Source organism: Azospirillum sp. UENF 112521, from assembly GCF_058780665.1.
On record NZ_JBSNCI010000003.1, the window covers coordinates 1,043,634 to 1,069,131 of the forward strand.

The following is a 25,498-nucleotide window of genomic DNA, read 5'->3' on the forward strand; positions in this document are numbered from 1 at the left end:
CCGTCCAGCCGCCCCTGGGAGAAATGCAAAGTGAATCAATCCACTGGCCGCTTCGGTCTGTCCTGCGCGCTGACCACGCCCTACCATGAGGACGGCAGCGTGGATCTGGCCCGCCTGACCCGGCATGTCGCCTGGTGCCTCGCCAGCGGCTGCGACTCGGTGACCCTGTTCGGCACCACGGGAGAGGGTCCGCTGCTCGGCCATGTGGCGCGCGAGCAGATGATCGGCGCGCTGAAAGGCGCCGGCATAGATTTCCGCAGCCATGTGGTCGGCGGCGTCATCGCCGCGTCGCTGCACGACGCGCTGGCCCAGGCCAACCAGCTGCTCGATGCGGACGCGCGGGCGCTGCTGGTCGCCCCACCCTTCTACTTCAAGGGCGTGTCGGACGACGGGCTGTTCGCGTGGTTCTCCAGCTTCATCGCCAAGCTGGGCGACCGGGCGCGCGACATCATCCTCTACCACATCCCGTCGGTCACCGCGGTTCCGCTGTCGATCGAGTTGATCGGCCGGCTGAAGGCCGCCTTCCCCGAGGCGATCACCGGGGTGAAGGATTCGGCCGGCGACTGGGGTTACAGCCAGCAGCTTCTCGCCGCCCACCGCGACGATCTCGCCGTGCTGATCGGCGACGAGCGGGTGCTGGCCCAGGCGGTGCGCGACGGCGGCCAGGGCGCCATTTCCGGCATGGCCAATCTGGTGCCGGGACGGCTGCGGACGGTGGTCCATCAGGGCCGCGACGACGCCGCATTGGTCGAGCTGGTGGACGCCGTGCTGCGCTACCCAGTCACCCCGGCGGTCAAGGCGCTGGTGTCGCACGCCACCGGCGACAGCGCATGGTTGACGGTGAGGGCGCCTTTGCTGCCTATGTCGGTGGCGGACATCGCGACGCTCGGGCATCTCTTCGACCGGGTGTTCGCGGATAGGGCCGCCTGATGGGGCCCTCCTGACGGGACAGCACACGGATGACGACCTCCGCCAACAGCGACCGGGCCAAACCGGATCTGGCCAAGCGAGACCGGGACTCGGTCAACCTGCGCAGCCGGGCTTACGAGAGCTTCACGCAGCGGCTGCTGGCGGACGAGATCCGCCCCGGGCAGTTCATCTCGCAGCGCGAGCTGGTCGAGTTGACCGAACTGCCGCTGGGGGCGATCCGCGAACTGATCCCCCGGCTTGAGGCCGAAGGGCTGGTGAAGACCGTGCCGCAGCGGGGGATGCAGGTCGCCCATGTCGACCTGAACCTCATCCGCGACGCCTTCCAGTTCCGCCTGTTCCTGGAACGCGAAGCGGTGGCGGTCTTCGCCCGGGAGGCGCCGGAGGCGACGGTCCGCGCGCTGCTGGACGATCACGAGCGCATCATCGCCGCCTGCGCCGAAGCGGAAGCCGACTTGGGCGCCGGCGGCATCCGGCCGGCCCTGTTGCAGGAGGCGCAGGACATCGACTGGGCGCTGCACCTGACGATCATCGACGCGCTGGGCAACGCCATCATTTCCGACGCCTACCGGGTCAACCAGATCAAGATCCGGCTGATCAAGCAGTCGAAGACCAGGCTGAACACCGCCGTGCTGGTGCCGACCATGCGCGAGCATCTGGCCATCATCCACGCCATCCAGGCCCGCGACCCGGAGCGGGCCAAGGATGCCATCGGCACCCACATCCTCAGCGCCCGCGACCGCGCCATCGGCCTGCGCTGAGGCCATACCGGTTACGGGACGCCGCCGGCCGGCTGCGTCAGGCGGCGCAGCGCCTCCACCGCCGCCGCGGGCGTGGTGAGCACCGGGACGGACAGCAGGGGCTGAAGCCTCGGCTGCGCCCGCGCCATCGAGAACTGGCCGAGAATGACGACATCGCAGCCGCGCAGCTGCTCCACGGTCCCTGCGACGCGCTCGTCGTGGCCCTCGCCGTCCCCGCTCTTGAGCGCCGCCAGCGCGCCGTCGGCAACCGCGACGGTCACCTCGATCCGGCGGCCGGCAGCGGCGGCCATCGCCAGCAGCTCGGTGCGCAGGGACAAGGCGGACGGGCCGAAGCTGACGACGATGCCGATCCGGTCGCCGACCGCCATCGCCGCCTCGAAGGCGGATTCGTTGGGCCGCAGCACCGGGATCGGCAGCTGCCGCTTGACCGCGTCGATGGCCGGCGCGAAGGCGGAACAGGTGAACAGGATGCCCGCCGTGCGTCCACTCGCGCCCACCGTGCCGGCGGCATAGTCGGCCAGCGTCCGGAACCGCCCCATCATCGCCTCGTCGAGCCGGCCGGCCTCCGCCAGATCGACGGCCAGCGAGGTGTCGAGCAGGTCGAAAATCCGCGCCTCCGGCCAATGCGCCCGGAAAGCGGCCCGCGCCGGCGCCACCAATTCCTCCAGCGCATGAATGAGCGCGATGCGCGGCCCCGGCATGACGGCACCCGTTTCGGCGATCATGCATCCTCTCCCTGCTTTGCGGTCTGTCGGGCGGCCAGGGCCAGCATCAGCCCGCGGTCCCGTTCGGCCTCCAGCGCGGCGATGGAGCGGCCGGCGGCTTCCTCTGCGATTCCATCGACCAGCAATTGGCGGACCTCCGGCGTCAGGCTGGGGCTGCCGAGCGTCGCCCAGCGCCGCTCCTGGCTCGGTCCGAGATGGTCGAGGTAATGGGCGATGCCGCCGGGGCCGCCGCCCAGATGATAGGCCATATGGGCGCCGATCACCGACCAGCGCAATCCCGGACCATGGACCAGCGCCGCATCGACGTCGGCGACATCGGCAATGCCCTCCGCCACGATGTTGACCGCCTCGCGCCACAGGGCGGACGCCAGCCGGTTGGCGATGTGGCCGACCGCATCCTTCTTCAACGCCACCGTCTCGCGACCGAGACCGCGATAGAAGGCCTCGGCCCGCGCCAGAACCTGCGCATCGGCGGCGAACAGCTCGACCAGCGGCATCAGGTGCGGCGGATTGAAGGGGTGGGCGGTGATGAGGCGCTCGCGCCGCACCACGCCCGCCGCCAGATCGCTCCAGGTCAGCGAGGAGGTGCTGCTGGCGATCACCGCATCCGGCCTTGCCGCCGCCTCCACCTCGGCATAGAGGCTGTGCTTGACCGCGGTCTTTTCCGGCGCGTTCTCCTGAATCCAGCCGGCATCGCCGACCGCCGCCGCAACCGACGGCGCGACGGACAGGCGGCCGGATTGAGCGGCGGCGGCCCCCAGCGCCTGTAACTGGCCGAGCAGCCGCTCCACGCGCTGCGGCAAGGCGGCCAGCACGGACCCGTCGGGGTCCCAGGCGACCACGTCCAGCCCGTGGGCCAGGAACAGAGCCGACCAGCTTTCGCCGATCAACCCGCAGCCAAGCACGGCAACGGGCGTGGCGGACGGCGGAGGTGGCGGCATTGCGAGAGCACTCCTGTGCAAAAGGATCGAAAAGACGGCCGGGCACGGAGGCGCGCGGCAGGGACAGCTTGACCTTCCTCCGCGACCGGGTCAATATGATGCATCATACAGCAACACAAGATGGCCGGGTGGCGGGCAGACGATGAGCGGGTTCGACCTCAGCCTTCTTGAACACGACAATCTCGGCAGCACAATTTACCAGAAATTGTGCGAGGCGCTGATGCGGGGCGTGTTCAAGCCGAACGACCGGCTGAAGATCCGCGATCTGGCCGAACGGCTGGGGACCAGCGTCACCCCGGTGCGCGACGCCATCCTGCGGCTGGTGCAGGATCAGGCGCTGGTGCTGCGCTCGCCGCGCGACATCCGCGTCCCGATGCTGACCCGCGCCGCCTATCTGGAAATCCGGGACATCCGCGTCAATCTGGAAGGGCTGGCCGCCGCCCGCGCCGCCGAGCGGGCTACACCCGCCGAGATCGAGCAGTTGGAAGCGCTGCTGACGCACAACGAGGAGGCGATGGCCGCCGGCAACACCGCGCTGGCGACCGAACTCAACCAGATCTTCCATTTCAAGCTGGCGGAAATCGCCGACATGCCGGTGCTGGGCGACATTCTGCGGCGGCTCTGGCTCCAGATGGGGCCGTTGATCGCCGACGTCTATGGCGGAGCCGGCCGCACGATGATCGACCATCACTACCCGCTGATGGATGCCATCCGCCGTCATGACGGCCCGGCCGCCGCCCGCGCCATCCAGGACGACATCCAACTGGCCAGCGGACCGATCCTGGAAAGGATCGATGCCGAGCGCCGGGACGCCCAACCGCAAGCCCAACCGGGACCCCTGGTTTCCTGATACATTCCACCGGCACCCGAAGCCGGGCCCCCGCATGACGATGATGCATCAAACATTGACGTTTCGACTGACGAGGAGAGCGCGGCCATGACACAGGGTAACGTACTGACCACGGTCGCGCCGCCGATCTCCGGGAACGAGGCAGGCGCCATGATGCTGCGGCATTTCGGGCTGACCGGCGACGTCCGTGAACTGAGCAGCGAGCGCGACCGCAACTTCCACATCACCACGCCCGACGGGCGGGGCTATGTGCTGAAGTTCACCAACCCGGCCGAACCGCAACCGGTCACCGCCTTCCAGACCGGCGCCATGCAGCATGTGGCCTCCCGCGACCCGTCCCTGCCGGTGCCGCGCGTCGTGCCGACCCGGGAGGGCGAGGCGCAGACGACGGTCCTGATCGACGGCCATCCGATGATCCTGCGGCTGCTGACCTATCTCGACGGCACGCCGCTCCATGCGGCACCGGCCTCACCGGGACTGATGCGGGCGCTGGGAACGACGCTGGCCCGGCTCGACCTCGCGCTGGCCGACTGCGAGCATCCGGGCTCGCAGCGCGACCTGCTGTGGGACATCACGCGCACCGCCAGCGTCGCCGACAAGCTGTATTATCTGGCCGACGGTCCGCGCCGCCGGATGGTGGAGCGCTTCATCGCCCGTTTCGCCGACCGGGTCGCCCCGCGCCTGCCCGCCCTGCGCCATCAGGTGATCCACAACGACCTCAACCCGCACAATGCGGTGGTCGATCCGGCCGGGCATCAGGCGGTCACCGGCATCATCGATTTCGGCGACGCGCTGAAGGCGCCGCTGATCAACGATCTGGCGACGGCGCTCGCCTACCACGTCACCAGCGGCGAGACGCCCTTCGGCTCCATCGTCGAGATGACCCGCGCCTACAACGCCGTGCTGCCGCTGACGGCGGATGAGACGGAGTTGCTGCCCGACCTGATCGCCGCCCGCCTCGCCCTGACCATCTCCATCACCGGCTGGCGGGCGGCCGAATATCCCGAAAACGCCGCCTACATCCTGCGGAATGCCGAACGTGCCTTCGCCGGGCTGGAAAAGCTGACCGGCGAGGAGGCCGCCACCGCACGCACTCTGCTCCACCTCGCCTGCCAGGAAGTGTGACCCGCCATGACCATGATCAACGCCTACGCCCCCGACGCCGCCGGTTCCCTGCCGGAGCGCGAGCGCGCCCTGATCGCCCGCCGCGAAAGGCTGCTCGGCCCGGCCTACCGCCTGTTCTACGCCGATCCGATCCATGTCGTGCGCGGCGAGGGCTCCTCCCTCTATGACGCCGACGGCAACCGCTATCTCGACGCCTACAACAACGTCGCCTCGGTCGGCCACTCGCGGCCCGAGGTGGTGGAGGCGATGGCCAAGCAGGCGGCGGTGCTGAACACCCACACGCGCTACCTGACGGACGGCATCGTCGAGTTCGCCGAAGCCTTCCTGGCGGAATTCCCGGCCGAGCTGTCGCACTTGATGATGACCTGCACCGGCAGCGAGGCGAACGATCTGGCGCTGCGCGTCGCCCGCGTCCACACCGGCGGCACCGGCGTCGTCATCGCCCACAACGCCTATCACGGCGTCACCTCGGCGCTGGCGGAGATGTCGCCCTCGCTGGGCGCCGCGGTGAAGCTGGGCGACCATGTCCGCGTCGTGCCGTCGCCCGACAGCTACCGCATTCCGGCCGCGGAGGTCGGCGCCGCCTTCGCCCGGTCCGTCGAGGAGGCCATCGCCGACCTGCGCGAGAAGGGCATCGCCCCGGCGGCGCTGCTGGTCGACACCATCTTCTCCAGCAGCGGCGTCTTCACCGATCCGGCCGGCTTCCTGGCCCCGGCGGTCGAGGTCATGCGCAAGGCCGGCGGCATCTTCATCGCCGACGAGGTACAGCCCGGCTTCGGCCGGCTCGGCACCCACATGTGGGGCTTCGCGCGCCACGGGCTGGTGCCCGACATCGTGACGGTGGGCAAGCCGATGGGCAACGGCCACCCGGTGGCCGGCGCCATCTTCCGCCCGGAGGTGATCGAGGCGTTCGGCCGCAGCCAGCGCTATTTCAACACCTTCGGCGGCAACCCGGTGTCCTGCGCCGTGGCGCATGCCGTGCTGCGCGTCATCAAGACGGAGCGCCTGCAGGAGAACGCCCTGACCGTCGGCACGCAGATGATCGACGGCATCCAGGCACTCGCCGCCAAGCATGACCTGATCGGCGACGTGCGCGGCAGCGGCCTGTTCATCGGCGTCGAGATGGTGCGCGACCGCAAGGCGAAGACCCCGGCCCCGGAGGAGACCGCCCGCGTGGTCAACGACATGCGCCGGCGCCGGGTGCTGATCAGCGCCACCGGCCAGGAAGGGCACATCCTGAAGATCCGCCCGCCGCTGGTCTTCTCCGCCGACGACGCCACCCTGTTCCTGAGCACGCTCGACGAGGTGCTGGCGGCCCTGTGACGGACGCGGCCGGAACGTCGTCGTTCCGGCCGCACCCCATCCGTCAGCTGCGGCGGGAGAGCTTCACCCCGGGAAAGTCGACCGGCACATCGAGGGCGACGTTCACGTAGTTCGTAAACAGGTTCAGGGCGACATGCGCCAGGATTTCGACGATGGCCTCATCGTCGAATCCGACCGCGCGCAGGGCGGCGACATCGGCGGCATCGACCGCAGCGCGGTTCTCCACCAGCTTCACCGCGAAGGCGAGTGCAGCCGCCGTCCGGGGATCGGCCGAGCGGCCATGCTGCGCCTCGGCCATCTCCGCTCCGCTCGCCCCCGCCTTCTGGCCGAGCAGGGTGTGGGCGGCGAGGCAATAGTTGCAGTCGTTGCGGTCGGCAACCGCCACCGCGATCTGTTCGCCCAGCTTGGCCCCGAGCTTGCCCTGGCCGAGCGCACCGAACGATCCCCACATGCTGGCGAGTGCGGCCGGCGAATTCGCAACGGCCTTGAACATGTTGGGGACGACGCCAAAGGCGCCCTTGATCCGGTCGAGCGTCGGCTTGACCGCCGCGGCAGACGAGGCTGGATCGACGAGATTGACGTGTGCCATGATGTTTTATCCTTCTCTGATGCTTGGAGGGGGGTATTCGGGCGGTCCGGCGATGGCAGTCGCCGGGCCGCTTTCACTTTTGCACGCTGTTTGGCCAGCGTTACTTGGCCGGCGCGACCTTGCCCGGCAGCGACAGGGTGCCGGAGGCGACCTTGTGGATGTTGGTGACGCACAGCAGCGGCGCATGCAGGTTGGCATTGACCCGCAACCCGGCGGTCACGCCGTCGAAGGACGCGGTGGCGATCGCCCCGATCTTTTCGAGCGGGATGTGGACCTCGACCAGATCGGCCTTGAGGTCGGTTCGGTAGTCCGGGCTGTCGATCAGGATCGGCGCACCGGGCCAGGTTTCCGGCAGCCTGGGCTTCGTGCCCTCCGGGATGTCCTTGACCTTCAATCCTCCCGGACAGGCCTTGTCCTCGTTGAGGACGACCCAGTGGGAATGCCAGCGGTCGCGGTTCTTCCCGCCATAGGCGGCATCGTCGAAATCGGGGTGGAAGGTCACCGCGAGCGCGACGATGCCCTGGTCCTTCTCGAAGCCGACATCGGCGGAGTTGAGGGAGGTCGGCCAGACATAGGCGTAGACCTCCGATCCCGCGAACTTGCCGGTGGCGGACGGCGTCGCCTTGCCGGCATCGGCGCGGACGCGGGTGCTGAAGACGGCATGGCCGTGATCGGTGACGATGCGCGTCTCGACGATGTCGAACGAGGCCATCACCGCCTGATCGGGGGCGGTCTTTATTCCATGCGCGGCAGCCGTAGACGGGCCGGACACGAGACCGGACGCAAGGCAGCAGAGCGCCGTTGCCACGAGGCCGAGGCCCCGTGGAGTGCAGACGATCATGATGGTGCTTTCCTTTCTGAAGACGTGCTTGGAGGGGTGGCTATCCTTCGGCAAAGGCCGTCCAGGTGGCAGCCTGGACGGCAGGATCAGCCTCTTCATGCTCGCCGCAATCGAGCCGGAGATCCCGGTCGCCGATGGCGGCGTTCACAAAAGCGCAGTGATGGGAGGCGGCCTCGCCCGGATGGGCGTTCGGCCGGAAATGGCGGCAGCTGACGCACAGGCGCTGGACCGGAATGGCGCCTGCCTGTTGCAGCGACCGGATGATCTTGATCTGCGCCCGCAGCAGCCCGGCCTGCTCGGCGGCGGTCAGCTGTGCAAGCGCCGCCGCGATCTGGGAGGCGGATGACGCAAGGCTGCGGCCCAGTTCCAGCCCTTCTTCCGTCAGGCGGGCGATCTGCGCCCGCGCATCGCTGGGATCGGGCGTGCGTCGCAGCAGCGACTTGCGCTCCAGCGCCGCCAGCGTGTCGGCCATGCTGGCGGCGGAAACCGCCAGATGGGCGGCAATCTCCTTGGGGCGAAGGCCGGCGGGCCGGGCCGCCAGCAGGGCCAGCACCTGCGCCTGGGTGGGATTGAGCCCCGCCGTGCCGGCAGCCGACCAGAGATCGGCGCGCAGCACCAGCGCGATGCGCTCGAAGCCCTCCCGAAGGCGGTGCGGAACAGGGTCGGGGTGCGATGCGTGGTCCATGGATTTAACTTAGGACTCCTATTTAAATCTGTCAAGCGACCGATTTCCGACCGCGCTGCGGGCGTCCTCCTTCGTCCCAAAGAGCGCGGAGGCCTTCATGAGAATTCAGTCAATTAGACTTCACGAGCCAAGTGAGTCCGCACATTCGGACTATCGGACAGAGGGGGGCACATCCCAATTTGCACCATTTCCGCAAATGAAGACATGAACGCCCCCGCTCAACCCCTGTTCATTTGCGGATATTTCTCGGGATGGTTCTTTAATACCTAGGGATAGCTTTGAAAGACGGTTCATTCCGGTGCTCAATGCAGGCATCGGCGTTCCGCGGCGCCAAGCGACCGGATCCAGGCCGGCCGACCACCAACGCATTGACAGCCAACGCATTGACAGGGAGCATCACGATGCCATCCGAAGAAGTCCTGGCGCCGGGGGCCACCCGCCGCAGCCTGATCGTCGGCGCGGCTGCCGCCGGTGCTGCGGTCGCCGGCGCAACCGTGATCGGGGCCGCCGATGCCACCGCGGCCGAACGTCGCCATGCCGGAGAGGCTGCGGGCCACAAGAGCGAAGGGAAACGGACGATGACCAGCGGCAAGACCGAGGACGGGTTCGTCACCGCCAAGGACGGCGCGTCGATCTACTACAAGGATTGGGGACCGCGCGACGGCCAGACCGTCATGTTCCACCATGGCTGGCCGCTCAGCGCCGACGACTGGGACGCCCAGATGCTGTTCTTCCTGAACCACGGCTACCGCGTCGTCGCCCATGACCGGCGCGGCCATGGCCGCTCGACCCAGACGGCGACCGGCAACGAGATGAACACTTATGCCGACGACGTGCTGGCCGTCGTTGCCGGGCTGGGGCTGAAGAACGTCTTCCATGTCGGCCATTCGACCGGCGGCGGCGAGGTTGCGCGTTATCTGGGCCGCCACGGCACCTCGCGGGCCGGCAAGGCGGCGCTGCTGGGCGCCGTTCCGCCGATCATGGTCAAGACGGAGGCCAATCCCGGCGGCCTGCCGCTGGAGGTGTTCGACGGCTTCCGCGCGGCGCTCGCCGCCAACCGTGCCCAGTTCTTCCGCGACATCCCCTCCGGCCCCTTCTACGGCTTCAACCGCGACGGTGCCAAGGTCTCGCAGGGCGTTATCGACAACTGGTGGCGGCAGGGCATGATGGGCGGGACCAAGGCCCATTACGACTGCATCAAGGCCTTCTCCGAGACCGACTTCACCGAGGATCTGAAGAAGATCGACATTCCGGTCCTGGTGATGCACGGCGACGACGACCAGATCGTGCCGATCGCCAATTCCGCGCTGCTGTCGTCCAAGCTGCTGCCGAAGGGCACCCTGAAGGTCTACAAGGGCTTCCCGCACGGCATGGCGACCACCCATGCCGAAACGATCAACGCCGACCTGCTGGCCTTCTTCAAAACCTGATCCAGCCCCCGCCCCCGCAGGACCGGGACCGGGACGGCACTGCGGGGGCAACCCTTGGGCAGGTAGGAATTGCGCAGTTCACCACCGATACCTGCATCGCCTCGTATCCGCAACGATCACCCCAACGGACCAGGCCGCCGGACGAAAGCCCGGCGGCCTGGTCTGCTTCGTGTCCGACCGGACAGGGCCAATCAAACCGGAATGGGATTCTCGGCGATGTAGCTGTTGAATCCCATGACCAGCGCATGCTCGTTCGGGCCGGCATTGTCGCGCATCGGCCGGGCGCTCTCGACGATGGCCTCCTCGGCGTCGGTGCCCAGTGCCGCCATCGTCTGTTCGATGAAGGCGTCCAGCGGCATGGCGCGCGGATCGTCGCCCTTCTTGATCAGGTCGGTGTTGACCCAGGGCGGCGCGATCTCCTGCACGGTGACGCTGGTGTCGCGCAGCATGAAGCGCTGGGACAGCGTGTAGCTGTGCAGCGCCGCCTTGGTGGCGGAATAGACCGCGGTGGTGGCCAGCGGCGTGTAGGCGAGCACCGAGGTGTTGTTGACGATCGTCGAGCGCGGCTGCGCCTTCAGATGCTCGATCAGCGCCGAGGTCATGCGGATGGGGCCAAGCAGGTTGGTGGCGATGATCGACTGAGCCTGCGCATCGTCGATGGGACCGGAAGCGTCGTCGAACGGCATGATGCCGGCATTGTTGATCAGGACGTTCAGCGTCGGATTCTCGGCAACCAACCGCTCGGCCGCGGCCTGGATGCTGACCGGGTCGGCGATGTCCAGCTCGATGCCCGTCATGCCGGGGTTGGCGGCGGTCACCTCGTCCAGCAGGGCCTTGCGCCGGCCGGCGATGATGACCTGGTTGCCCAGCTTGTGGAACGCCTCGGCCAGACCGCGGCCGATGCCGGAGGTCGAGCCCGTGATGAAGATGGTGTTTCCGGTGAGCTGCATGGCCTGATGTCCGTCCTTGTTTGAAAGTGGGCAAGTGAAGGCGTTCGGGGAATGGAAGCATTCCCCGGGGAATCTCGGTGCCGGACGATGTGGAAATCCACCGCACCCGCCGTGCCGATGGAGCCGTATCCAGGTGTTAATGGCCCCGACAGAGGGGCAGATCGCGGCCGCTGACTAATCCGGTGCCGAAGCGCGGCCGGTTTCGACGGCGCGGCGGACCATTTGCGGCGGCTGGCCGTAGGCGCGCAGGAAGGCGCGGCGCATGCGCTCGCGGTCGGCGAAGCCGGTCTCGCGGGCGATGACATCCATCGGATGGCGCCCTTCCTCCATCATCACACGTGCCGCCTCCAGCCGCAGATGCTCGACCGCCTTGGCCGGGGTCTGGCCGGTTTCCTGGCGGAACAGCCGGCTGAACTGGCGCGGGCTGAGATTGGCCGTTTCCGCCAACTCTTCCACCGACAGCTCGTTCCTCAGATTTTCCTTGGCATGGACCAGCGCCCGCCGGACACGGTCGGAGCGCGGCTCCAGCTCCAGCAGGGCGGAGAATTGCGACTGGCCGCCGGGCCGGCGCAGATAGACCACCAGCTTGCGCGCCACCGCCTTGGCGACCTCCGCCCCGAAATCGTCCTCGACCAGCGCCATGGCGAGGTCGATGCCCGCGGTCATCCCGGCGGAGGTCCAGACATTGCCGTCGACGCTGAAGATGCGGTCCTCCTCCACCTTCACCGCCGGGTAGAGCCGCTGGAGATTGCGGGCGTGGTTCCAATGGGTGGTGGCGCGGCGGCCGTCGAGTAGCCCGGCCTCCGCCAGCACATAGGCGCCGGTGCAGATGCCGGCGACCCGGCGCGACGCGGCGGCGGCATCGCGCAGATAGGTCAGCAGCCCCGGCGTGCTCGGCTTGACCCGCAGCGATCCGATGGTGACGGTCGTGTCGAAGAAATCCTCGCCGAACGGGGCGGTGTCGATGGCGAAGCCCAGCGAGTTGCGCACCGGTCCACCCTGCTCCGACAGGACATGGACCCGGTAGGCAGGACGGCCGAGCACGAGATTCGCCATCTCGAAGGCCGACAGCGCGGCCATCCCCATCACCTGGAAATCGTCGAACACCACGAACCCGATGGTGAGCATCTTCTTCTCCGGCTCGACCTTTATCCCGTCCGCAGCCGTCAGGCCCGATGGCCGGTGGCTGGAACCAGACTATGCGGCGGCCGGCTTGTCTGGAATGTCAAAGATCCAACGATTCCGGACATCGTTTTGGCCGGACACCCGCCCTGAGCCCCCGATCCGCACCGGAGAACCGCTGACCGGACGTCGTCCCCGTCAGTGACGGGCCGGCAGTCCCCCCGCGGCCCCCCGGCGGTCCATCACCGCATTCCCGCCATGCGGGCCGGCATCCAAATGGCCGAATTCGCGGCGGTCGGCAGGAGGGGCGCCAGCGCCGCACACACGATGACGGCCAGAAAGGCGGTAGAGGCGGTCGGATGAGCCGGGATCAGGTCCAGCGCCGTGTTGCCGAACTGTCCGACAATCGACAGCAGATGGCTGGCCAGCCAGCCGAGAAGGCGTTGGTAGCCCGAAGGCAGCATCAGCAGGTCCAGCACGCCGCGGACGACGGAGCAGCCGGCGCTTTGCAGCTTGCAGGCCAAGGTCGACAGGGTATCGCCGGAGGCGGCGCAGAGGGAGATGGATCGGTTCATGACCCGCGTCCTTTGATCCGGGGGAGAGATTGGGATCAGGCCGGACGCGAACGTAATGCCGTGCCGGTCAATGCAGGGACGCTAACCGTTCCTCCGGTCGCGATAAATAGAGCACATCAAAGAAGACTGTTGCGAATACTGGAACGACGACACAGGTCGTTCAGCCCTCCGCCGCACTCCAATGGTCGGCACCGTTCCCGAGATCGATGCGTTCCGCCAGGAAATCCAGGAAGGACCGCACCTTCGGCGGCTGGATACGCCCGCCGGGGAAAACCGCATGCAGATCGACATCCGACCCTTTCCAGCCGTCGAGCACCCGCTGCACCTGGCCGACCGCCCGGTAGGATCGCATGGCGAAGTCGGTGGCGAGCACCAGCCCGCCGCCGGCCAGCAGCGTCGGGACCAGCATCTCCGGATCGTCGGCCGACATCACCGGGTCGATGACCGCATCCACCTCCCCCGGCTGGCCCCCGTCGGTGCGGAACAGCCGCCAGCCGAAGCCCGACGGACGGCGGGCGGTCATGTTCGCCAGCGTCGAATGGCGGATCAACTCGTCGGGATGGCCCGGCAGCCCATGGGCGGCACAATAGGACGGTGCGGCATAGACATGGCGGTGCAGGACGCCCAGCTTGCGCGCCGCCATGCTGGAGTCCTGCAACGTTCCCATGCGGATCGCCAGATCGATGTCCCGCGCTACCAGATCAAGGTTCTCGTGGCTCAGCACCAGATCGATGCGGACATCGGGATAGCGGCTGCGGAAGCCGGGCAGCAGCGGTGCGATGACTTTCATTCCGAAGGATGGCGGGGTGGTGATCCGCAGCCAGCCGCGCGGCGCGTCGCGAAGCTGGGCAACGGCGCTTTCCGCCTGCTCCAGCTCTTCGGCGATCCGGCGGCAGCGGTCGAAATACACCGTCCCCGCCTCCGTAAGCCCGATGCGGCGGGTGGTCCGGTGCAGAAGCTGGATGCCGAGCCGCTGTTCGAGATCGCGCACCTTGCGGCTCAGCGTCGTCTTGGGCAGCCGCAGCCGCCGGGCGGCCTTGGTGAAGCTGCCCTCCTCCACGACCTTGACGAAGGCGATGGTGTCGTTCAGGTCCTGCATCCGCAACCCGGCGATTGGATCGGTTTCCGGGACAATGTTGCCCGAGCTTGCCGGGTAATCAAGCCCGTCGCCCAGTGCTAACTGGTGGGCATGCACCGCGGCGGAAAACCTCCACCGCCGCGGCACCCGATACCCGAACCGTTCCAAGGACAGGCAGAATGAAACCGCACACGCTCCTGCTGGCCGCCGGCCTGCTGTTCGCGGCCATCCCGACGGGCCATACCGCCGACAAATCCCCCGGCCAGCCCGCCGGCCACGCTACCGCCCAGGCCATTCCCCAACCGGCAGCCCAACCGTCGGAAGCCGGGCTCTACCGCTTCACCGTCGGCGACCTCCGCATCACCGCACTCAGCGACGGCACACTGCCGCTCGGCATCAAGCCGCTGGTGAAGGGACTGCCACCGGACCGGATCGACGCGCTGCTGGCCGAGCGGTTCGAGCGCGACCCGCTGGAAACCTCCATCAACGCCTTCCTGATCGACACCGGGTCACGCGTGCTGCTGGTCGATACCGGCGCCGGCCAGCTGTTCGGCCCCTATGGCGGCAAGCTTCCGCTCAGCCTCGCCGCCGCCGGCTACCGGCCCGATCAGGTGACCGACATCCTCCTCACCCACATCCACACCGATCATTCCGGCGGGCTGGCGCTGGACGGGCAGATGGTGTTCACCAACGCCACCGTCCATGTCGGCCAGCCCGACCTCGATTTCTTCCTCAACCGCGACAACATCGCCAACGGATTGCAGCCCCGCCTCCATGACGAGGCCGTCGCCACCGTCGGCCCCTATCTCAAGGCCGGCAAGGTGAAGCCCTTCAGCGAAAGGTCGGAAATCCTGGCGGGTGTCACGGCGATCCCCACCCCCGGCCACACTCCCGGACATGCCTTTTACCGGGTGACGAGCCGGGGCGAGACCATCGAGTTCTGGGGCGACATCATCCATGTCGGGCCGGTGCAGTTCCGGCACCCGGAGGCCACCGTCGCCTTCGACATCGACCAGGATGCCGCCCGCGCCCAGCGCCGGGACCGCTTCGCCGAGGAGGCCGACAGCGGTCAGTTGACCGCCGCCGCCCATCTCAGCTTCCCGGGCCTCGGCCGCCTGCGGCGCGACGGTGACGGCTACCGCTGGGTGCCGGTGGAATACCGCAACCGGCAGTAAGACATCGGCCCCGCCCCGGCGAAGCGGTGGCTCAGGCCTCCAGCGTCAGCGCGGCCCCCTCGACCGTGCCGGGCCGCAGCTGCGGCCCGCCCACGCTGCGCAGGCGCAGGCTGCGCCATGCCGGCTGGTAACCGCCGGTCGCCTTGGCGGAGACCGCCACGGCATCCCCCGCCCGCACCGCGGTGAGGCGGGTCACCAGCCCGGCACCGTCGCGCCAGCCGGTGGTGTCGCCGTTGTCGTCATAGAGCAGGACCGTGGCGCCCTCCACATCGCCGTAAGCGACCAGTTCGCGCTCGGTGTCGGTCGCCGGATCGACGCGCAGTCCGGCGGCAGCCAGCGTCAGCAGGGCGCCGGACCGCACGAACAGCGGCACCCGGCCGAGCGGCGCCGCCACCGTCGCGACCGCTCCGCCCGGATGGTGCGTGCCGTCATGGAACAGGTACCAGCCGCCGGGGTTATCCGGCAGCCGGACCGACCGGCTGTCCGCCCCCGGCTCCAGCACCGGCGCCACCAGCAGGTCGGGGCCGAGCATGAAGGCGTCCTCGGTCGCAGCGGCACCGGGATCGTCAGGGAAATCGTAGAACAGCGGACGCACCACCGGCTCGTCCGCTTCCGCCGCCCGCCACATTCGGGTGTAGAGATAGGGCATCAGGCGGTAGCGCAGGCGGATCGCCTCGCGGATCGGGTCGATGACTTCCGGATGCATCCAGGGCAGCGTGGTGATGCCGTCGCTGTTCCAGCTGTTCATCACGAAGCGCGGCCAGAAGGAACAGAACTCGACGAAGCGGCAAAGCAGCTCCGGCCCGGGGCTCGGCCCGTGGAAGCCGCCGACGTCATGCCCGATGTCGAACATGCCGGACAGGCTCATGTTGAGCCCCTGCGTCAGGTTGAAGCGCAGCGTCTTCCAGGCGGTGGCGTTGTCGCCCGACCAGGTCTGGCCGTAGCGCCACAGGCCGGCCGGGCCGCCGCGGGTGATGGTGTAGGGCCGCTTGTCCGGCGCCCAGGCCGCCTGCGTGTCGTAGGCCAGCTTGGTCATCAGCAGCGCCTGGGCGGGGCGCGCCAGCGTCTGCGGGAAGGGACGGCCATCGCCGGCCGCCATGGCGTCCTCGTCCCAGATCTCATACTCGTTGTTGTCGTTCCAGACCGACACCATGCCGGGGGTCAGCAGCGCCGTCTCGATCCCGTTGCGCCACCAGTCGCGCGCCTTCGCGTTGGTGAAGTCGAGATGGTAGCCGAGCCCGTCCCAGAACTGTGCCACCGCCGGCTTGCCGGTCTCGCCGTCCGTCACCAGCCCGCCGACCCCGGTCACCTCCGACAGGCGTGGATGGTCGTCGAGCAGGCAAGGCTTCAGGTTGGCGACCGGATGCAGCCCGGCGGCGTTCAGCTTGGCCAGCGTCGCCGCCGGATCGGGGAACTTGTCGTGGTTCCAGTGGAAGGCATAGCGCCGGCCGCCGATCATGGTGTAGCCGGAGCCGAAATGGAAACTGTCGCAGGGGATCGCATGCTCGGCGCAGCGGTCGACGAAGTTGGCGATGCGGGCATCGGCATCGGCGGCGTCGGCGATCGCCATCGAGGTGGTGGCGAAGCCCAACGTCCATTTCGGCCCGAAGGCATGGCCGCCGGTCAGGCGCGAGAAGGCGCGCACCACATCCGGAACGCCGGGACCGACGAAGACATAGGCGTCGAGGTCGCCGTCGTCGGCGCGGTAGGAGCGGAACAGCCCGTGGTAATTGTCGATGGTGGCGCCGACGTCGATCTCGGCGGTGGCGAGATTGTCGTAATAGACCCCGTGCGCCCCCGCCGGCCCGGCGACCAGCAGGAACGGAATCATCTTGTAGAGCGGGTCGCTCAGCTCGGCGTCGAAGCCGCAGGGATCGACCGCATCGACGCGGAAACGGCGGCCGGTGCGGTCCAGCGGACCGGCCTTGTCGCCCAGCCCGTAATGCCGCTCGTCCCCGCCGCGCTCGACGAAATGCGAGAAGGCGTGGGTCTTGCGCGAGACGAAATAGGCCTGGGTGCGGCGGTCCTGCAGGAAGGGCACCTCCTCCCCCGCCCGGTACCAGGCGACGCCGAAGGGCTCCAGCGTCACGACGGCGCGGAGCTTTGCCCCCCGCAGCGTGACCGTGCCCTCGCCCTCCTCGACATCGGCTGCCGGACAGGCGAAGCCGCTCAGATCGTCGCGGTCACGGCCCTCATAGGACGGATCGCCGCCGCCGGGCGCCACCGACCAGCCGCGGTCGAGGCGGTAGCCCCCGTCGCGCCGCATCAGGATGCGGCCGACATCGTCCTCGACGAAACCGATGCGCAGATCGACGCCATGGTCGAGTTCGAACACGGCATAGATGCCGTCGCGCCCACTGAAACGGGCTCGGGTCAGGGCCTTCATGAATGGCTCCGGGCGAGAAGGGGTTCGGGACGGCAGGCGAGGCCCGCGGCGTCGAAGCGGTGGAGATGGTCGCGGCGCAGCCGCACCGGCAGCAGGTCGCCGCGGGCAAGGCGGCTCTGGCCGTCGCAACGGATGGTGAGCGGCAAACCGTTGGGGCCGCCCGTGTTGGCGGACGTGTAGAGAAAGGTTTCGCCGCCCAACTGCTCGACGAGATCGACGCGGACGGTCAGGTCGGCGTCGGCCTCACCGCAGGGCTCGACATGTTCGGGCCGGATGCCCAACGTGGTCGCCCGGCCCGTCTCACCGCCGGCCGCCTCGTCCCGCACCAGTTCCGTCGGCAGCAGGTTCATCCGCGGCGAGCCGATGAAGCCGGCGACGAACAGGTTGGCCGGGCGGTTGTAAAGCTCCAGCGGCGTGCCGATCTGCTCGATCCGCCCGCCGTTCAGCACGACGATGCGGTCGGCCAGCGTCATCGCCTCGACCTGATCGTGGGTGACGTAGATCATCGTCCCGCCGATCTCGGCATGGAGCGCGGCCAGCTCCTTGCGCGTCGCCACCCGCAGTTCGGCGTCGAGATTGGACAGCGGTTCGTCGAACAGGAAGATCTTGGGATCGCGCACGATGGCGCGGCCGATGGCGACGCGCTGGCGCTGGCCGCCCGACAAGGCGGCTGGCCTGCGCTGGAGATAGTCGGTCAGCCGCAGCATACGGGCGGCGCGGTCCACCCGCGACGATATCTCCGCCTTGGCGATCCCCATATTCTCCAGCGCGAAGCTCATGTTCTGGTGGACGGTCATGTGCGGATAGAGCGCGTAGGACTGGAACACCATCGCCAGCCCGCGGTCCGACGCGGCGGTCCGCGTCACCTCCGCCCCGTCGATGCGGATGTCGCCCGCCGTGACCGTCTCCAGCCCGGCGATGACGCGCAGCAGCGTCGATTTCCCGCAGCCCGACGGGCCGACGAAGACCACGAACTCGCCGTCGGCGATGCTGAGGTCGATGCCCTTCAGGACGGCGGTGCTGCCATAGTCCTTGCGGATGCCGCGAAGCTCCAATCCGGCCATTTATTTCATCCCCCTCATTTCATGCCGGTATTCGCGATGCCGCTGGTGATGAAGCGCTGCAGGAAGGCGAAGACGAGCGCCACCGGCAGCAGGGTCACCACGGTCATGGCGAGCAGATAATGCCATTGCGTCTGCAACTCGCCCTGGAAGGCGTTGAGAGCGATGGGCAGCGTGTGGACTTCGGTCTTGGTCAGGACGGCCAGCGGCCACAGGAACTCGTTCCAGCGCCACATGACCGAGAAGATCGCCAGAACCGCCAGCGCCGGCATCGACAGCGGCATGACGATGCGGGCGTAGATGCGCCATTCCGACGCCTTGTCCATCCGCGCCGCCTCGATCAGGTCGCGCGGGATGGTCAGCATGTACTGGCGCAGCAGGAAGACGCCGGTCGGGGTGGCGGCACCCGGCAGGATCACCGCCCACAGCGAGTCGACGAAGCCCAGCTTGGTGACCACCAGATAGACCGGCGCCAGGATGATGGTGATGGGGATCATCAGCGTGCCGATCACCCCCAGCATCGCCACCGACTTGCCGCGGAACTCGTAGACGGACAGCGCGTAGGCGGCCATCGAGTTGATGATCAGCGTGATGATGGTCGCCACCACCGTCACCACCAGCGAGTTGCGCAGGAAGCGCAGGAAGTCGAACTGGGTCAGCGGGTCGGTGTAGTTCTCGACCGCCAGCGCCATGTGGCGCACCGGCGTCCGGCGGTCGGCCGGAACCCGGATGGTCTGGCCGGGCGCTGCCGGATCGACCATCTGGGCGACGATGCCGACGCGGCGGACCTGGGCCAGCTCGCGGACCGAACCGTCCTCCATCGTCACTTGGAACAGCGGCAGCGGCTGCGGATAGCCCGGAACCGACACTTCGCTCTGCGCCATCGGCAGCAGCGACGGCGGGAATTCCAGCAGGGCCGCCGGCGTCTTGAAGGACGACAGCGCCAGCCAGAGCACCGGCCCGAACATCAGCAGCACGCCCAGCGCCAGATAGGCATAGCTGGCGACATCGGTCCAATGCCAGGAGGCGCCGCCACGCCGCGCCAGGAGCAGGCGCCCAAGTTTTCCGGTGCGGAGTTTTCCGGTCATGATGCCCTCCGCCGGGTCAGGAAAAGCTGGATCAGGGTCAGGACGAACAGCACGGCCCCCAGCAGCACCGACGCCGCACCGGCCAGACCGAAATTCTGCACCTGATTGGCGAAGGCGGTGGTGTAGATGTACTGGACGACCATCATCGTCGCCGTCCCGGGACCGCCGCCGGTCAGCACGAACACCTCGTCGAACACCTGCACCGAGCGGATCAGCACCAGCACCAGCACGACCAGCAGGTTGGGCCACAGCAGCGGCAGCGTGATGCGGTGGAAGACGCGCCAGGGGCGGGTGCCGTCCATCTCCGCCGCTTCGTAGACGTCGCGCGGGATGGCCTGGAGGCCGGCCAGCAGGATCAGCGTGTAGAAGCCCATATGGGCCCACACCGAAACGAAGACCGCCCAGAACATCGCCCAGCCGGGATCGACGAAGAACAGGATCTTCTCGCCGCCCGCCGTGGTCAGCACGGCGTTCAGCAGGCCGTCACGCTGCAAAATCCATTTCCAGATCAGGGCGACGACGACCGGCGACAGCAGGACGGGGAAGAAATAGACCGCCCGGAAGAAGCCGCGGCCGCGGATGGGGCGGTTCAGCACCAGTGCTGTGACCAGCGAGAACAGCACCATCGCCACCATCTGGAAGACGGTGAAGGTCAGTGTGTTCCCCACACCGCGCCAGAACAGAATCCTCCCGGCAGCTCCCGGCCTCCAGATAGGAGCCGCAGTCGAGCAGGCGGGCGTAATGCTCCGCCCCGACATAGGGCCGCTCCGACGGGAACAGCCCCGTCCCGCCCGTCACCGAGAAGACGATGTTGATCCCGATGGGCAGGAAGACGAACAGCCCGAAGAAGAGAAGGTTCGGCAGCAGGAAGACATAGGGCATGCGCGCAGCACCGATCAGGCGCTGGACCGCCCGCATCGGCGGGTCGGTCAGCCGCATCAAGGCGTTGGCGCTGCCCGTGGTGACGGCAGCCGCGGCGGCGGACGGACCGCGCGCGGGGGCGCCGTGCGATCTCATGGTATCGGTCATGTTCCACCGCCCAAGGTTGGGGCCCAGGTTTGAGGGCCCAGGGTTGGGAGCGAAAGCCGGGAGTTACTGCTTCTTCTTGCGCTCGGCGATCTGCTGGGCGACGTCGGCGGAAATCCGCTGATAGGCGTCGTCGAGGCTCGTTTCGCCGACCACCACCTGGCCCAGGCGGCTGATGGCAGCGTTGAAGACGATGCGGCTGCTGGGGTCGCCCTGGATGCGGTAGGCGACCGGATCGAGCTTGCCGACCGCATCGCCGAACACCTTCAGCGCGGATGCTGCCTGCGGCGAGGCCGACTTGTAGGCGATGCCCTTCTTGGCGAGGCCGATATGGCCCGGCACGAACAGCGTGCGCGCATAGAACTCGCTGGCGACCTCCTCGCTGGCAAGATAGTCGAGCAGGCGCCCGACCTCGGCCGGATGGCTGCTGGTCTTCAGGGCCACCAGCGCGGCGCCGCCGGGCATGCCGGAGCAGTTGGCCGGGCCGCAGGGCGTCGGCACCGCGATCCAGTCGAAGGCATCACCGATGGTCTTGTCGAACTGCGCGGTCTGCCAGGATCCCGATTCGTAGAAGACGACCTGCGCGTTCTTGAATTCCTCGTTGGCGCCGCGATAGGCGGTGCCGGACACCGCCCCCCACAGCTCCTTCGACATCACGCCGGACTTGTGCCAGTCGACGACCAGCTTGGCGGCGCGCTTGAACCCGTCATCGACCGGATTCAGCGCGCCGCCGGTCTCGGCCATCTGCGCCCCTTGCGAGACGGCAAGGCCAAAGAAGCGGTGGCCGGAGCGGTCGAAGGCGACCGGGAACGGCGCCTGCACCTTGTCAGCGACCGCCTTCGCCGCCTTGGCCCAATCCTCCCAGGTCGCGTTGGCGCCCGGCATGGCGACGCCCGCCTGCTCGAACAGCGTCTTGTTGACGAAGGGGCCGGTCACCGTCAGCTGCGTCATGTAGCCGGGAATCGCGGTGGTGTTGCCCGGAACCCGCATCCATTGCAGGAAAGGCCCGTAATTCTGTTCCCAATAGGCGGCGTCCTTCACATGGGCGCGGACGTCCAGCAGATAGGGGGCCAGCCCGCCCATGTCGGTGATGCGGGCCAGATCCGGCCCCTGGCCGGAGGCCAGCTGCACCGGCAGGGTCTCGTTGATCGCCTTGAAGGGCACCTGGTCGAGGACGACCTTGACGTCCTTGTTCTTCTCCTCGAACCGGCGGAGCAGGTCGTTCATGACCTCGCCCTCGTTGCCGTCCGAGTACCACATGATGCGGAGCGTGGTTTCGGCCTGGGCGCCAGCGGCCCCGAGGATCGACAACGCCAGCGCACAGCCGGCCATCCATGCTGCCTTCTTCATTGCGTTTCCTCCTATGGGGTCGCTTGCGGACCCTCGGTCGGTCCCTGTCCGGACCTGTTTCCTGCCAAAGCCGGCAGATCGGCGCAGGCCGGAATTTCCCGGCTCCGCTCTTCTTCCTTGAACATGGCAAACGTTTGCCTAAACTGTCAACGGCAATGTTCGATGCACAAATGGAGGGGGCCATGAACGATCAGCGCCGGGAACCGGGACAGGCCTCCGGCCAGACGTCCGGACAGATTTCCGGACAGACTTCCCTGGCCGACATCGCGGCCGAGGCGGGGGTGTCCGTCTCCACCGTCTCGCGCATCGCCAACGGCGATCTGGGACGGGCATCGGCGGCGACGGTGGCGAAGGTGCAGCGTCTGATCGCGGAGCGCGGCTATCGGCCGAACCCCGTCGGGCGCAGCCTGCGCGGGGGCGACAGCCGTCTGGTCGCCATGCTGGCGCCCAATCTCGACAACCCGGCCATGGCCGCCATCGCCGCGTCGACGGAGGCGGCCCTGCGCGCCGCCGGCTATGTGATGATCCTGTGCGACACCCACGACCGTCCCGACCTGCAGGACGAGTATCTGCGCGCGATGCGGTCACGCTTCGCCGAAGGGTTCATCGTGGTGAGCGCGGTCGCCAGCCCCGAACTGGAGGCATCGCTGGACCGGCGCGAGCCGATCGTCTTCGTGAACCGGCGCAATCCCTATGGCGGCGGTCCCTTCATCGGGATCGACAACAGGCAGGCGGGCGCCGACGCCGCCGACCATCTGCTGGCCTGCGGCGTGCACGCCCCGGCGGTCATCCACCCGGCGGACCTGTCCTCGACCATCCGGGAACGGGTGGAGGGATTTCTCGACCGGCTGGAGGAGCGGCGGCCCGGCATGGCGGTCCGCCGCTGCGACGGGCCGGGCGGCAACCATCTCGATTGCGGCTACGCCGCCGCGAAGCGGCTGACCGCCGACGGCGGCTGGCCCGACGGCATCCTCTGCCCCAGCGACCTGATGGCCTACGGCCTGTTCCGCGCCGCCGGCGAGCAGGGCGTGCGCATCCCGGACGACTGCCGCCCGGTCGGCATCGACGACAACGACCTCAACGACTGGATCGCTCCCTGGCTCAGCTCGGTCAAGATCCCCTACCAGCGGTTCGGTGACGCCATCGTGACCAGCCTGCGCGATCTGCGGGGGGAAACAGCGTCGGGGAGGTGCTTCTTCCCCACCGGCTGGTCCGCCGGCAGAGCGGACCGGCGATGGCCGGAGACCCGGCATAACCGGCCCGGCCATCGCCGTCACTGGGTGTAGTCCGGCTTCCCCACCGCGGTCGGGTCCAGACGCTGGCTGACCAGCGCGGTGAACTGCGACAGCTCGCAGGTGCCGGGCCCGAGCCTGTCGGTGCAGCCGGGAAGCTCCAGCGCCGCCACCCTCGGCCCGGCATCGCCGGTCAGCGGCGTCAGGCCGCGGACCTGATCGGCGGTGGGGGCGGCAAAGGACAGCCGGACATAGCGCTTGCCGCTGGCCCCGTCCTTAAGGCGCTCGAACAGCATCGCTCCGGTCGGCGAGGAGTCGTTGGGCTGCGATCCCTCCAGCGCCCAGCCCACCTGCATGACCGCGCGCATATGGCCGATGTTGGTGTCATGCCCCACCAGCAGGGTCAGCTTGGCCGGCGGGGGGCCGGCGCTCTCCGCTCCGGGGCTTTGCGGGCCGGCGCCCTCGTTCATCGCCGCGACGATCTGCTGCAACAGGAAGGAGGCGCCGCGGCGGGCGATGTAGGGCACATGCTCGATCACGTCGTACTTCGCCATGCGCAGGGCCATCAGGTCGCGGACCTCGTCCGCCCCCACCCTGCCCCAGCCGACCTGATCGGCGGCCATGCCCTCCATATATTCCAGCCGGAAGGTCTCGGCGATGGTGGAGGCGAGATCGAGCGGGCCGTCCAGCCCGATGTTCCGACCCTTGTCCTTCCCCTGGTCGATGGCCCAGGGCAGGTCGATCAGGTGGCAGCCTTCGGGCAGTCCCGCCTTCCGGCAGGTCTCCGGACGCGGCCCCGGCAGCACGGGGTCGAGCCGTGCGAACAGCGGCGCCAGCTTTGCCTTGTAGGCGTCGATGCTGCCGTCCATCGCCTCCAGCACACCGGCCTTGGCGCTGGCGGGGTCGAGCGGCGACAGTCCCTGCGCAATCGGCGCGAACAGCACGTCGCGCCCGCCCTGCGGTGGTTTCGACGCCGCTTTCAGGCCGCAGCCGGGAAACAACCCCTCCAGAATGCCGTTGCCGGTCTCGCGGGTGCGCTGGTCGGTGTTGGCCCAGGCGAAGACATCGCCGGCCGCCGGGCAGCCGCCGGCCGGCAATAGCCCGTTTCCGACGAAGCGCAACCGGTAGAACTGGCCCATCAGCACCGCCCCCTCACGGCCATGCGGCGTCAGATGCCCATCCGGCACCGGCCAGGACGGCCAGTCCTTGGTCGAAAGCGGAACGATCTTGTGTGTTTCGGTCGGAGGCCGAACGCCGTGACGGCTGAAGATTACCACCTTCTCGACACTCTCGCGGGTCTCCGCGGCCCTTGCCGGCACCGGTGCCGGCAGCAGTCCACCCACGACGAGAGCGGCACCCAGCAGGGCGGATGTCCGGACCCTAGCTCGCTTCATTGTTTCCTCCACCGATTTTTTTGGATGTTCGAAGTCCCGTGGCGCGTCAGGCGACGCCCCGCAGCGGTCCCAGCGCCTGCAATCGCCCGGTCAGTTCGGCCGTGCAGGCGACGACGACGTTGCCCAGCCGCAGCCCGTCGCCGGCAAGGAAGTCGTTGGTCCAGCCGCCCGCCTCGCGCACCAGAAGCAGGCCGGCCAGAGCGTCCCAGGCATTGATGTGCAGCTCGACATAGCCGTCGCTGATGCCGGCCGCGACATTGGCGAGGCCCATCGCGCCCGATCCGCAGCGGCGGAATTCGATGTCGTCGGCGATCATCTGAGTGATCAGGTCGAGGCTGAGCGCCAGCGGGCGCCGCGCCGACCAGCCGACCTCGACCACCGCCCCGCCGCCGTGGCGCAGGCCGCTGGTGCGCAGCGGGCGGCCGTTCAGGGTCGCTCCCTGGCCGCGGCGGGCGACGAACAGCTGGTCGAGGTCGGGGGCATGGATCACGCCGATCTCGACAGCGCCCCGATGGACCAGGGCCAGCGAGACGCACCAGTTGGCCGTGCCGTGGATGTAGTTGGTCGTGCCGTCGATGGGGTCGACCACCCAGACCAGTTCGGCCGGGTCGCCGCCGGCCTCCTCGCCGATCACCGGGTCGCCGAAAGCCTCGTCGAGGCGCCGGCGCACCAGCGCTTCCACCGCAAGGTCGGCCGCGGTGCAGAAATCGATGCTGCTCTTGGTATCAACCGTGCCCAGCCCTTGGCGCATGGACCGCGCCAGGGCTCCTGCCTCGGTGGCAAGGTCGATGGCGAAACGCAGGCGGTCGTCGAAATCGGTCATGACAGGAAAGCTCCGCCGGCAGCCGGCAGCGCCGGCCCGGG

25 protein-coding genes are annotated in these 25,498 nt (G+C 68.4%); 8 read left to right on the top strand and 17 right to left on the bottom strand.

All coding sequences use genetic code 11. The features are described from left to right. The first annotated feature begins 30 nt into the window (after positions 1–30). Together ACWPN8_RS20320 and ACWPN8_RS20325 are read left to right on the top strand one after the other, a co-directional pair. Positions 31–930 carry a dihydrodipicolinate synthase family protein gene (locus tag ACWPN8_RS20320; RefSeq protein WP_492242036.1) on the top strand — a complete coding sequence of 300 codons (900 nt, stop codon included), beginning with the start codon at positions 31–33 and terminating at the stop codon, positions 928–930. Positions 931–959: 29 nt separating this feature from the next. Beyond that, the gene (locus ACWPN8_RS20325) at positions 960–1,688 is read left to right on the top strand and encodes a GntR family transcriptional regulator (RefSeq protein ID WP_109451554.1); all 729 of its coding nucleotides are present in this window, start codon (positions 960–962) and stop codon (positions 1,686–1,688) included. 11 nt (positions 1,689–1,699) lie between these two features. Here ACWPN8_RS20325 and ACWPN8_RS20330 read toward each other — a convergent pair whose 3' ends face one another. Both ACWPN8_RS20330 and ACWPN8_RS20335 read right to left on the bottom strand, forming a co-directional pair. After that, a complete protein-coding gene (locus tag ACWPN8_RS20330) occupies positions 1,700–2,413 on the bottom strand; it encodes an aspartate/glutamate racemase family protein (RefSeq protein ID WP_492242037.1) in 714 nt (237 codons plus the stop codon). Continuing rightward, positions 2,410–3,354 (bottom strand): 3-hydroxyacyl-CoA dehydrogenase NAD-binding domain-containing protein, encoded by a 945-nt coding sequence (locus ACWPN8_RS20335; protein WP_492242038.1) that lies wholly within the window; start codon positions 3,352–3,354, stop codon positions 2,410–2,412. The genes ACWPN8_RS20330 and ACWPN8_RS20335 overlap by 4 nt, the downstream gene beginning before the upstream one ends. 142 nt (positions 3,355–3,496) lie before the next feature. Here ACWPN8_RS20335 and ACWPN8_RS20340 point away from each other — a divergent pair, with 142 nt between their 5' ends. The 3 genes from ACWPN8_RS20340 (at position 3,497) to ACWPN8_RS20350 (ending at position 6,652) form a co-directional block, all read left to right on the top strand. Then, a complete protein-coding gene (locus ACWPN8_RS20340; protein ID WP_492242039.1) occupies positions 3,497–4,204 on the top strand; it encodes a GntR family transcriptional regulator in 708 nt (235 codons plus the stop codon). Positions 4,205–4,291: 87 nt separating this feature from the next. After that, entirely contained in the window at positions 4,292–5,329 is a 1,038-nt protein-coding gene (locus tag ACWPN8_RS20345; protein WP_492242040.1) for a phosphotransferase, read from the top strand. Positions 5,330–5,335: 6 nt separating this feature from the next. After that, positions 5,336–6,652 (top strand): aspartate aminotransferase family protein, encoded by a 1,317-nt coding sequence (locus ACWPN8_RS20350; protein ID WP_492242041.1) that lies wholly within the window; start codon positions 5,336–5,338, stop codon positions 6,650–6,652. Between the two features lie 43 nt (positions 6,653–6,695). Here the strand turns inward: ACWPN8_RS20350 and ACWPN8_RS20355 are convergent, their stop codons facing one another. The 3 genes from ACWPN8_RS20355 to ACWPN8_RS20365 all read right to left on the bottom strand — a co-directional run bounded on the left by ACWPN8_RS20355 (position 6,696) and on the right by ACWPN8_RS20365 (position 8,767). Continuing rightward, a complete protein-coding gene (locus ACWPN8_RS20355) occupies positions 6,696–7,241 on the bottom strand; it encodes a carboxymuconolactone decarboxylase family protein (RefSeq protein WP_109451544.1) in 546 nt (181 codons plus the stop codon). 100 nt (positions 7,242–7,341) lie between these two features. Next, a complete protein-coding gene (locus ACWPN8_RS20360) occupies positions 7,342–8,082 on the bottom strand; it encodes a hypothetical protein (protein ID WP_492242042.1) in 741 nt (246 codons plus the stop codon). A gap of 40 nt (positions 8,083–8,122) precedes the next feature. Further along, positions 8,123–8,767, bottom strand: a complete 645-nt coding sequence (locus tag ACWPN8_RS20365) for a MarR family winged helix-turn-helix transcriptional regulator (protein ID WP_492242043.1) — start codon at positions 8,765–8,767, stop codon at positions 8,123–8,125. A 401-nt stretch (positions 8,768–9,168) separates the two neighbouring features. Here ACWPN8_RS20365 and ACWPN8_RS20370 point away from each other — a divergent pair, with 401 nt between their 5' ends. Then, a complete protein-coding gene (locus ACWPN8_RS20370) occupies positions 9,169–10,197 on the top strand; it encodes an alpha/beta fold hydrolase (protein ID WP_492242044.1) in 1,029 nt (342 codons plus the stop codon). A 191-nt stretch (positions 10,198–10,388) separates the two neighbouring features. Here the strand turns inward: ACWPN8_RS20370 and ACWPN8_RS20375 are convergent, their stop codons facing one another. The 4 genes from ACWPN8_RS20375 to ACWPN8_RS20390 form a co-directional block, all read right to left on the bottom strand. Beyond that, complete coding sequence (locus ACWPN8_RS20375) at positions 10,389–11,147, bottom strand: SDR family oxidoreductase (protein WP_109451539.1); 759 nt, start codon at positions 11,145–11,147, stop codon at positions 10,389–10,391. A gap of 174 nt (positions 11,148–11,321) precedes the next feature. After that, the gene (locus ACWPN8_RS20380) at positions 11,322–12,275 is read right to left on the bottom strand and encodes a GlxA family transcriptional regulator (RefSeq protein ID WP_492242045.1); all 954 of its coding nucleotides are present in this window, start codon (positions 12,273–12,275) and stop codon (positions 11,322–11,324) included. Between the two features lie 236 nt (positions 12,276–12,511). Next, positions 12,512–12,844 carry a hypothetical protein gene (locus tag ACWPN8_RS20385; RefSeq protein ID WP_109451535.1) on the bottom strand — a complete coding sequence of 111 codons (333 nt, stop codon included), beginning with the start codon at positions 12,842–12,844 and terminating at the stop codon, positions 12,512–12,514. A 160-nt stretch (positions 12,845–13,004) separates the two neighbouring features. Next, a complete protein-coding gene (locus ACWPN8_RS20390) occupies positions 13,005–13,943 on the bottom strand; it encodes a LysR family transcriptional regulator (protein ID WP_492242046.1) in 939 nt (312 codons plus the stop codon). A 158-nt stretch (positions 13,944–14,101) separates the two neighbouring features. On the opposite strand from ACWPN8_RS20390, the gene ACWPN8_RS20395 reads away from it, so the two are divergent. Beyond that, entirely contained in the window at positions 14,102–15,097 is a 996-nt protein-coding gene (locus ACWPN8_RS20395; protein WP_492242047.1) for an MBL fold metallo-hydrolase, read from the top strand. A 31-nt stretch (positions 15,098–15,128) separates the two neighbouring features. On the opposite strand, the gene ACWPN8_RS20400 is transcribed toward ACWPN8_RS20395, so the two are convergent. The 6 genes from ACWPN8_RS20400 to ACWPN8_RS20425 form a co-directional block, all read right to left on the bottom strand. After that, positions 15,129–17,483: a glycoside hydrolase family 31 protein gene (locus ACWPN8_RS20400; RefSeq protein ID WP_492242048.1), complete on the bottom strand. Its 2,355-nt coding sequence runs from the start codon at positions 17,481–17,483 to the stop codon at positions 15,129–15,131. Continuing rightward, on the bottom strand, positions 17,480–18,547 hold the full coding sequence (locus ACWPN8_RS20405) for an ABC transporter ATP-binding protein (protein ID WP_492242049.1): 1,068 nt from the start codon (positions 18,545–18,547) through the stop codon (positions 17,480–17,482). Before ACWPN8_RS20405 ends, ACWPN8_RS20400 begins: the two co-directional genes overlap by 4 nt. A gap of 14 nt (positions 18,548–18,561) precedes the next feature. Then, positions 18,562–19,632, bottom strand: coding sequence for a carbohydrate ABC transporter permease (locus ACWPN8_RS20410; protein ID WP_395456359.1), 1,071 nt, complete (start codon positions 19,630–19,632; stop codon positions 18,562–18,564). Next, positions 19,629–20,228, bottom strand: a complete 600-nt coding sequence (locus tag ACWPN8_RS20415; RefSeq protein ID WP_492242104.1) for a carbohydrate ABC transporter permease — start codon at positions 20,226–20,228, stop codon at positions 19,629–19,631. Before ACWPN8_RS20415 ends, ACWPN8_RS20410 begins: the two co-directional genes overlap by 4 nt. Further along, complete coding sequence (locus ACWPN8_RS20420) at positions 20,116–20,661, bottom strand: hypothetical protein (protein ID WP_492242050.1); 546 nt, start codon at positions 20,659–20,661, stop codon at positions 20,116–20,118. Before ACWPN8_RS20420 ends, ACWPN8_RS20415 begins: the two co-directional genes overlap by 113 nt. Before the next feature lie 63 nt (positions 20,662–20,724). Beyond that, the gene (locus ACWPN8_RS20425; RefSeq protein WP_492242051.1) at positions 20,725–22,008 is read right to left on the bottom strand and encodes an ABC transporter substrate-binding protein; all 1,284 of its coding nucleotides are present in this window, start codon (positions 22,006–22,008) and stop codon (positions 20,725–20,727) included. Between the two features lie 182 nt (positions 22,009–22,190). Between ACWPN8_RS20425 and ACWPN8_RS20430 the strand changes: the two genes are divergently transcribed. Further along, positions 22,191–23,294: a LacI family DNA-binding transcriptional regulator gene (locus ACWPN8_RS20430; RefSeq protein ID WP_492242052.1), complete on the top strand. Its 1,104-nt coding sequence runs from the start codon at positions 22,191–22,193 to the stop codon at positions 23,292–23,294. On the opposite strand, the gene ACWPN8_RS20435 is transcribed toward ACWPN8_RS20430, so the two are convergent. Together ACWPN8_RS20435 and ACWPN8_RS20440 are read right to left on the bottom strand one after the other, a co-directional pair. Further along, positions 23,282–24,634, bottom strand: a complete 1,353-nt coding sequence (locus tag ACWPN8_RS20435; protein WP_492242053.1) for a histidine-type phosphatase — start codon at positions 24,632–24,634, stop codon at positions 23,282–23,284. The two genes, ACWPN8_RS20430 and ACWPN8_RS20435, sit on opposite strands and share 13 nt — an antisense overlap. 46 nt (positions 24,635–24,680) lie before the next feature. Then, entirely contained in the window at positions 24,681–25,457 is a 777-nt protein-coding gene (locus ACWPN8_RS20440) for an inositol monophosphatase family protein (RefSeq protein ID WP_492242054.1), read from the bottom strand. Positions 25,458–25,498: the final 41 nt, after the last annotated feature.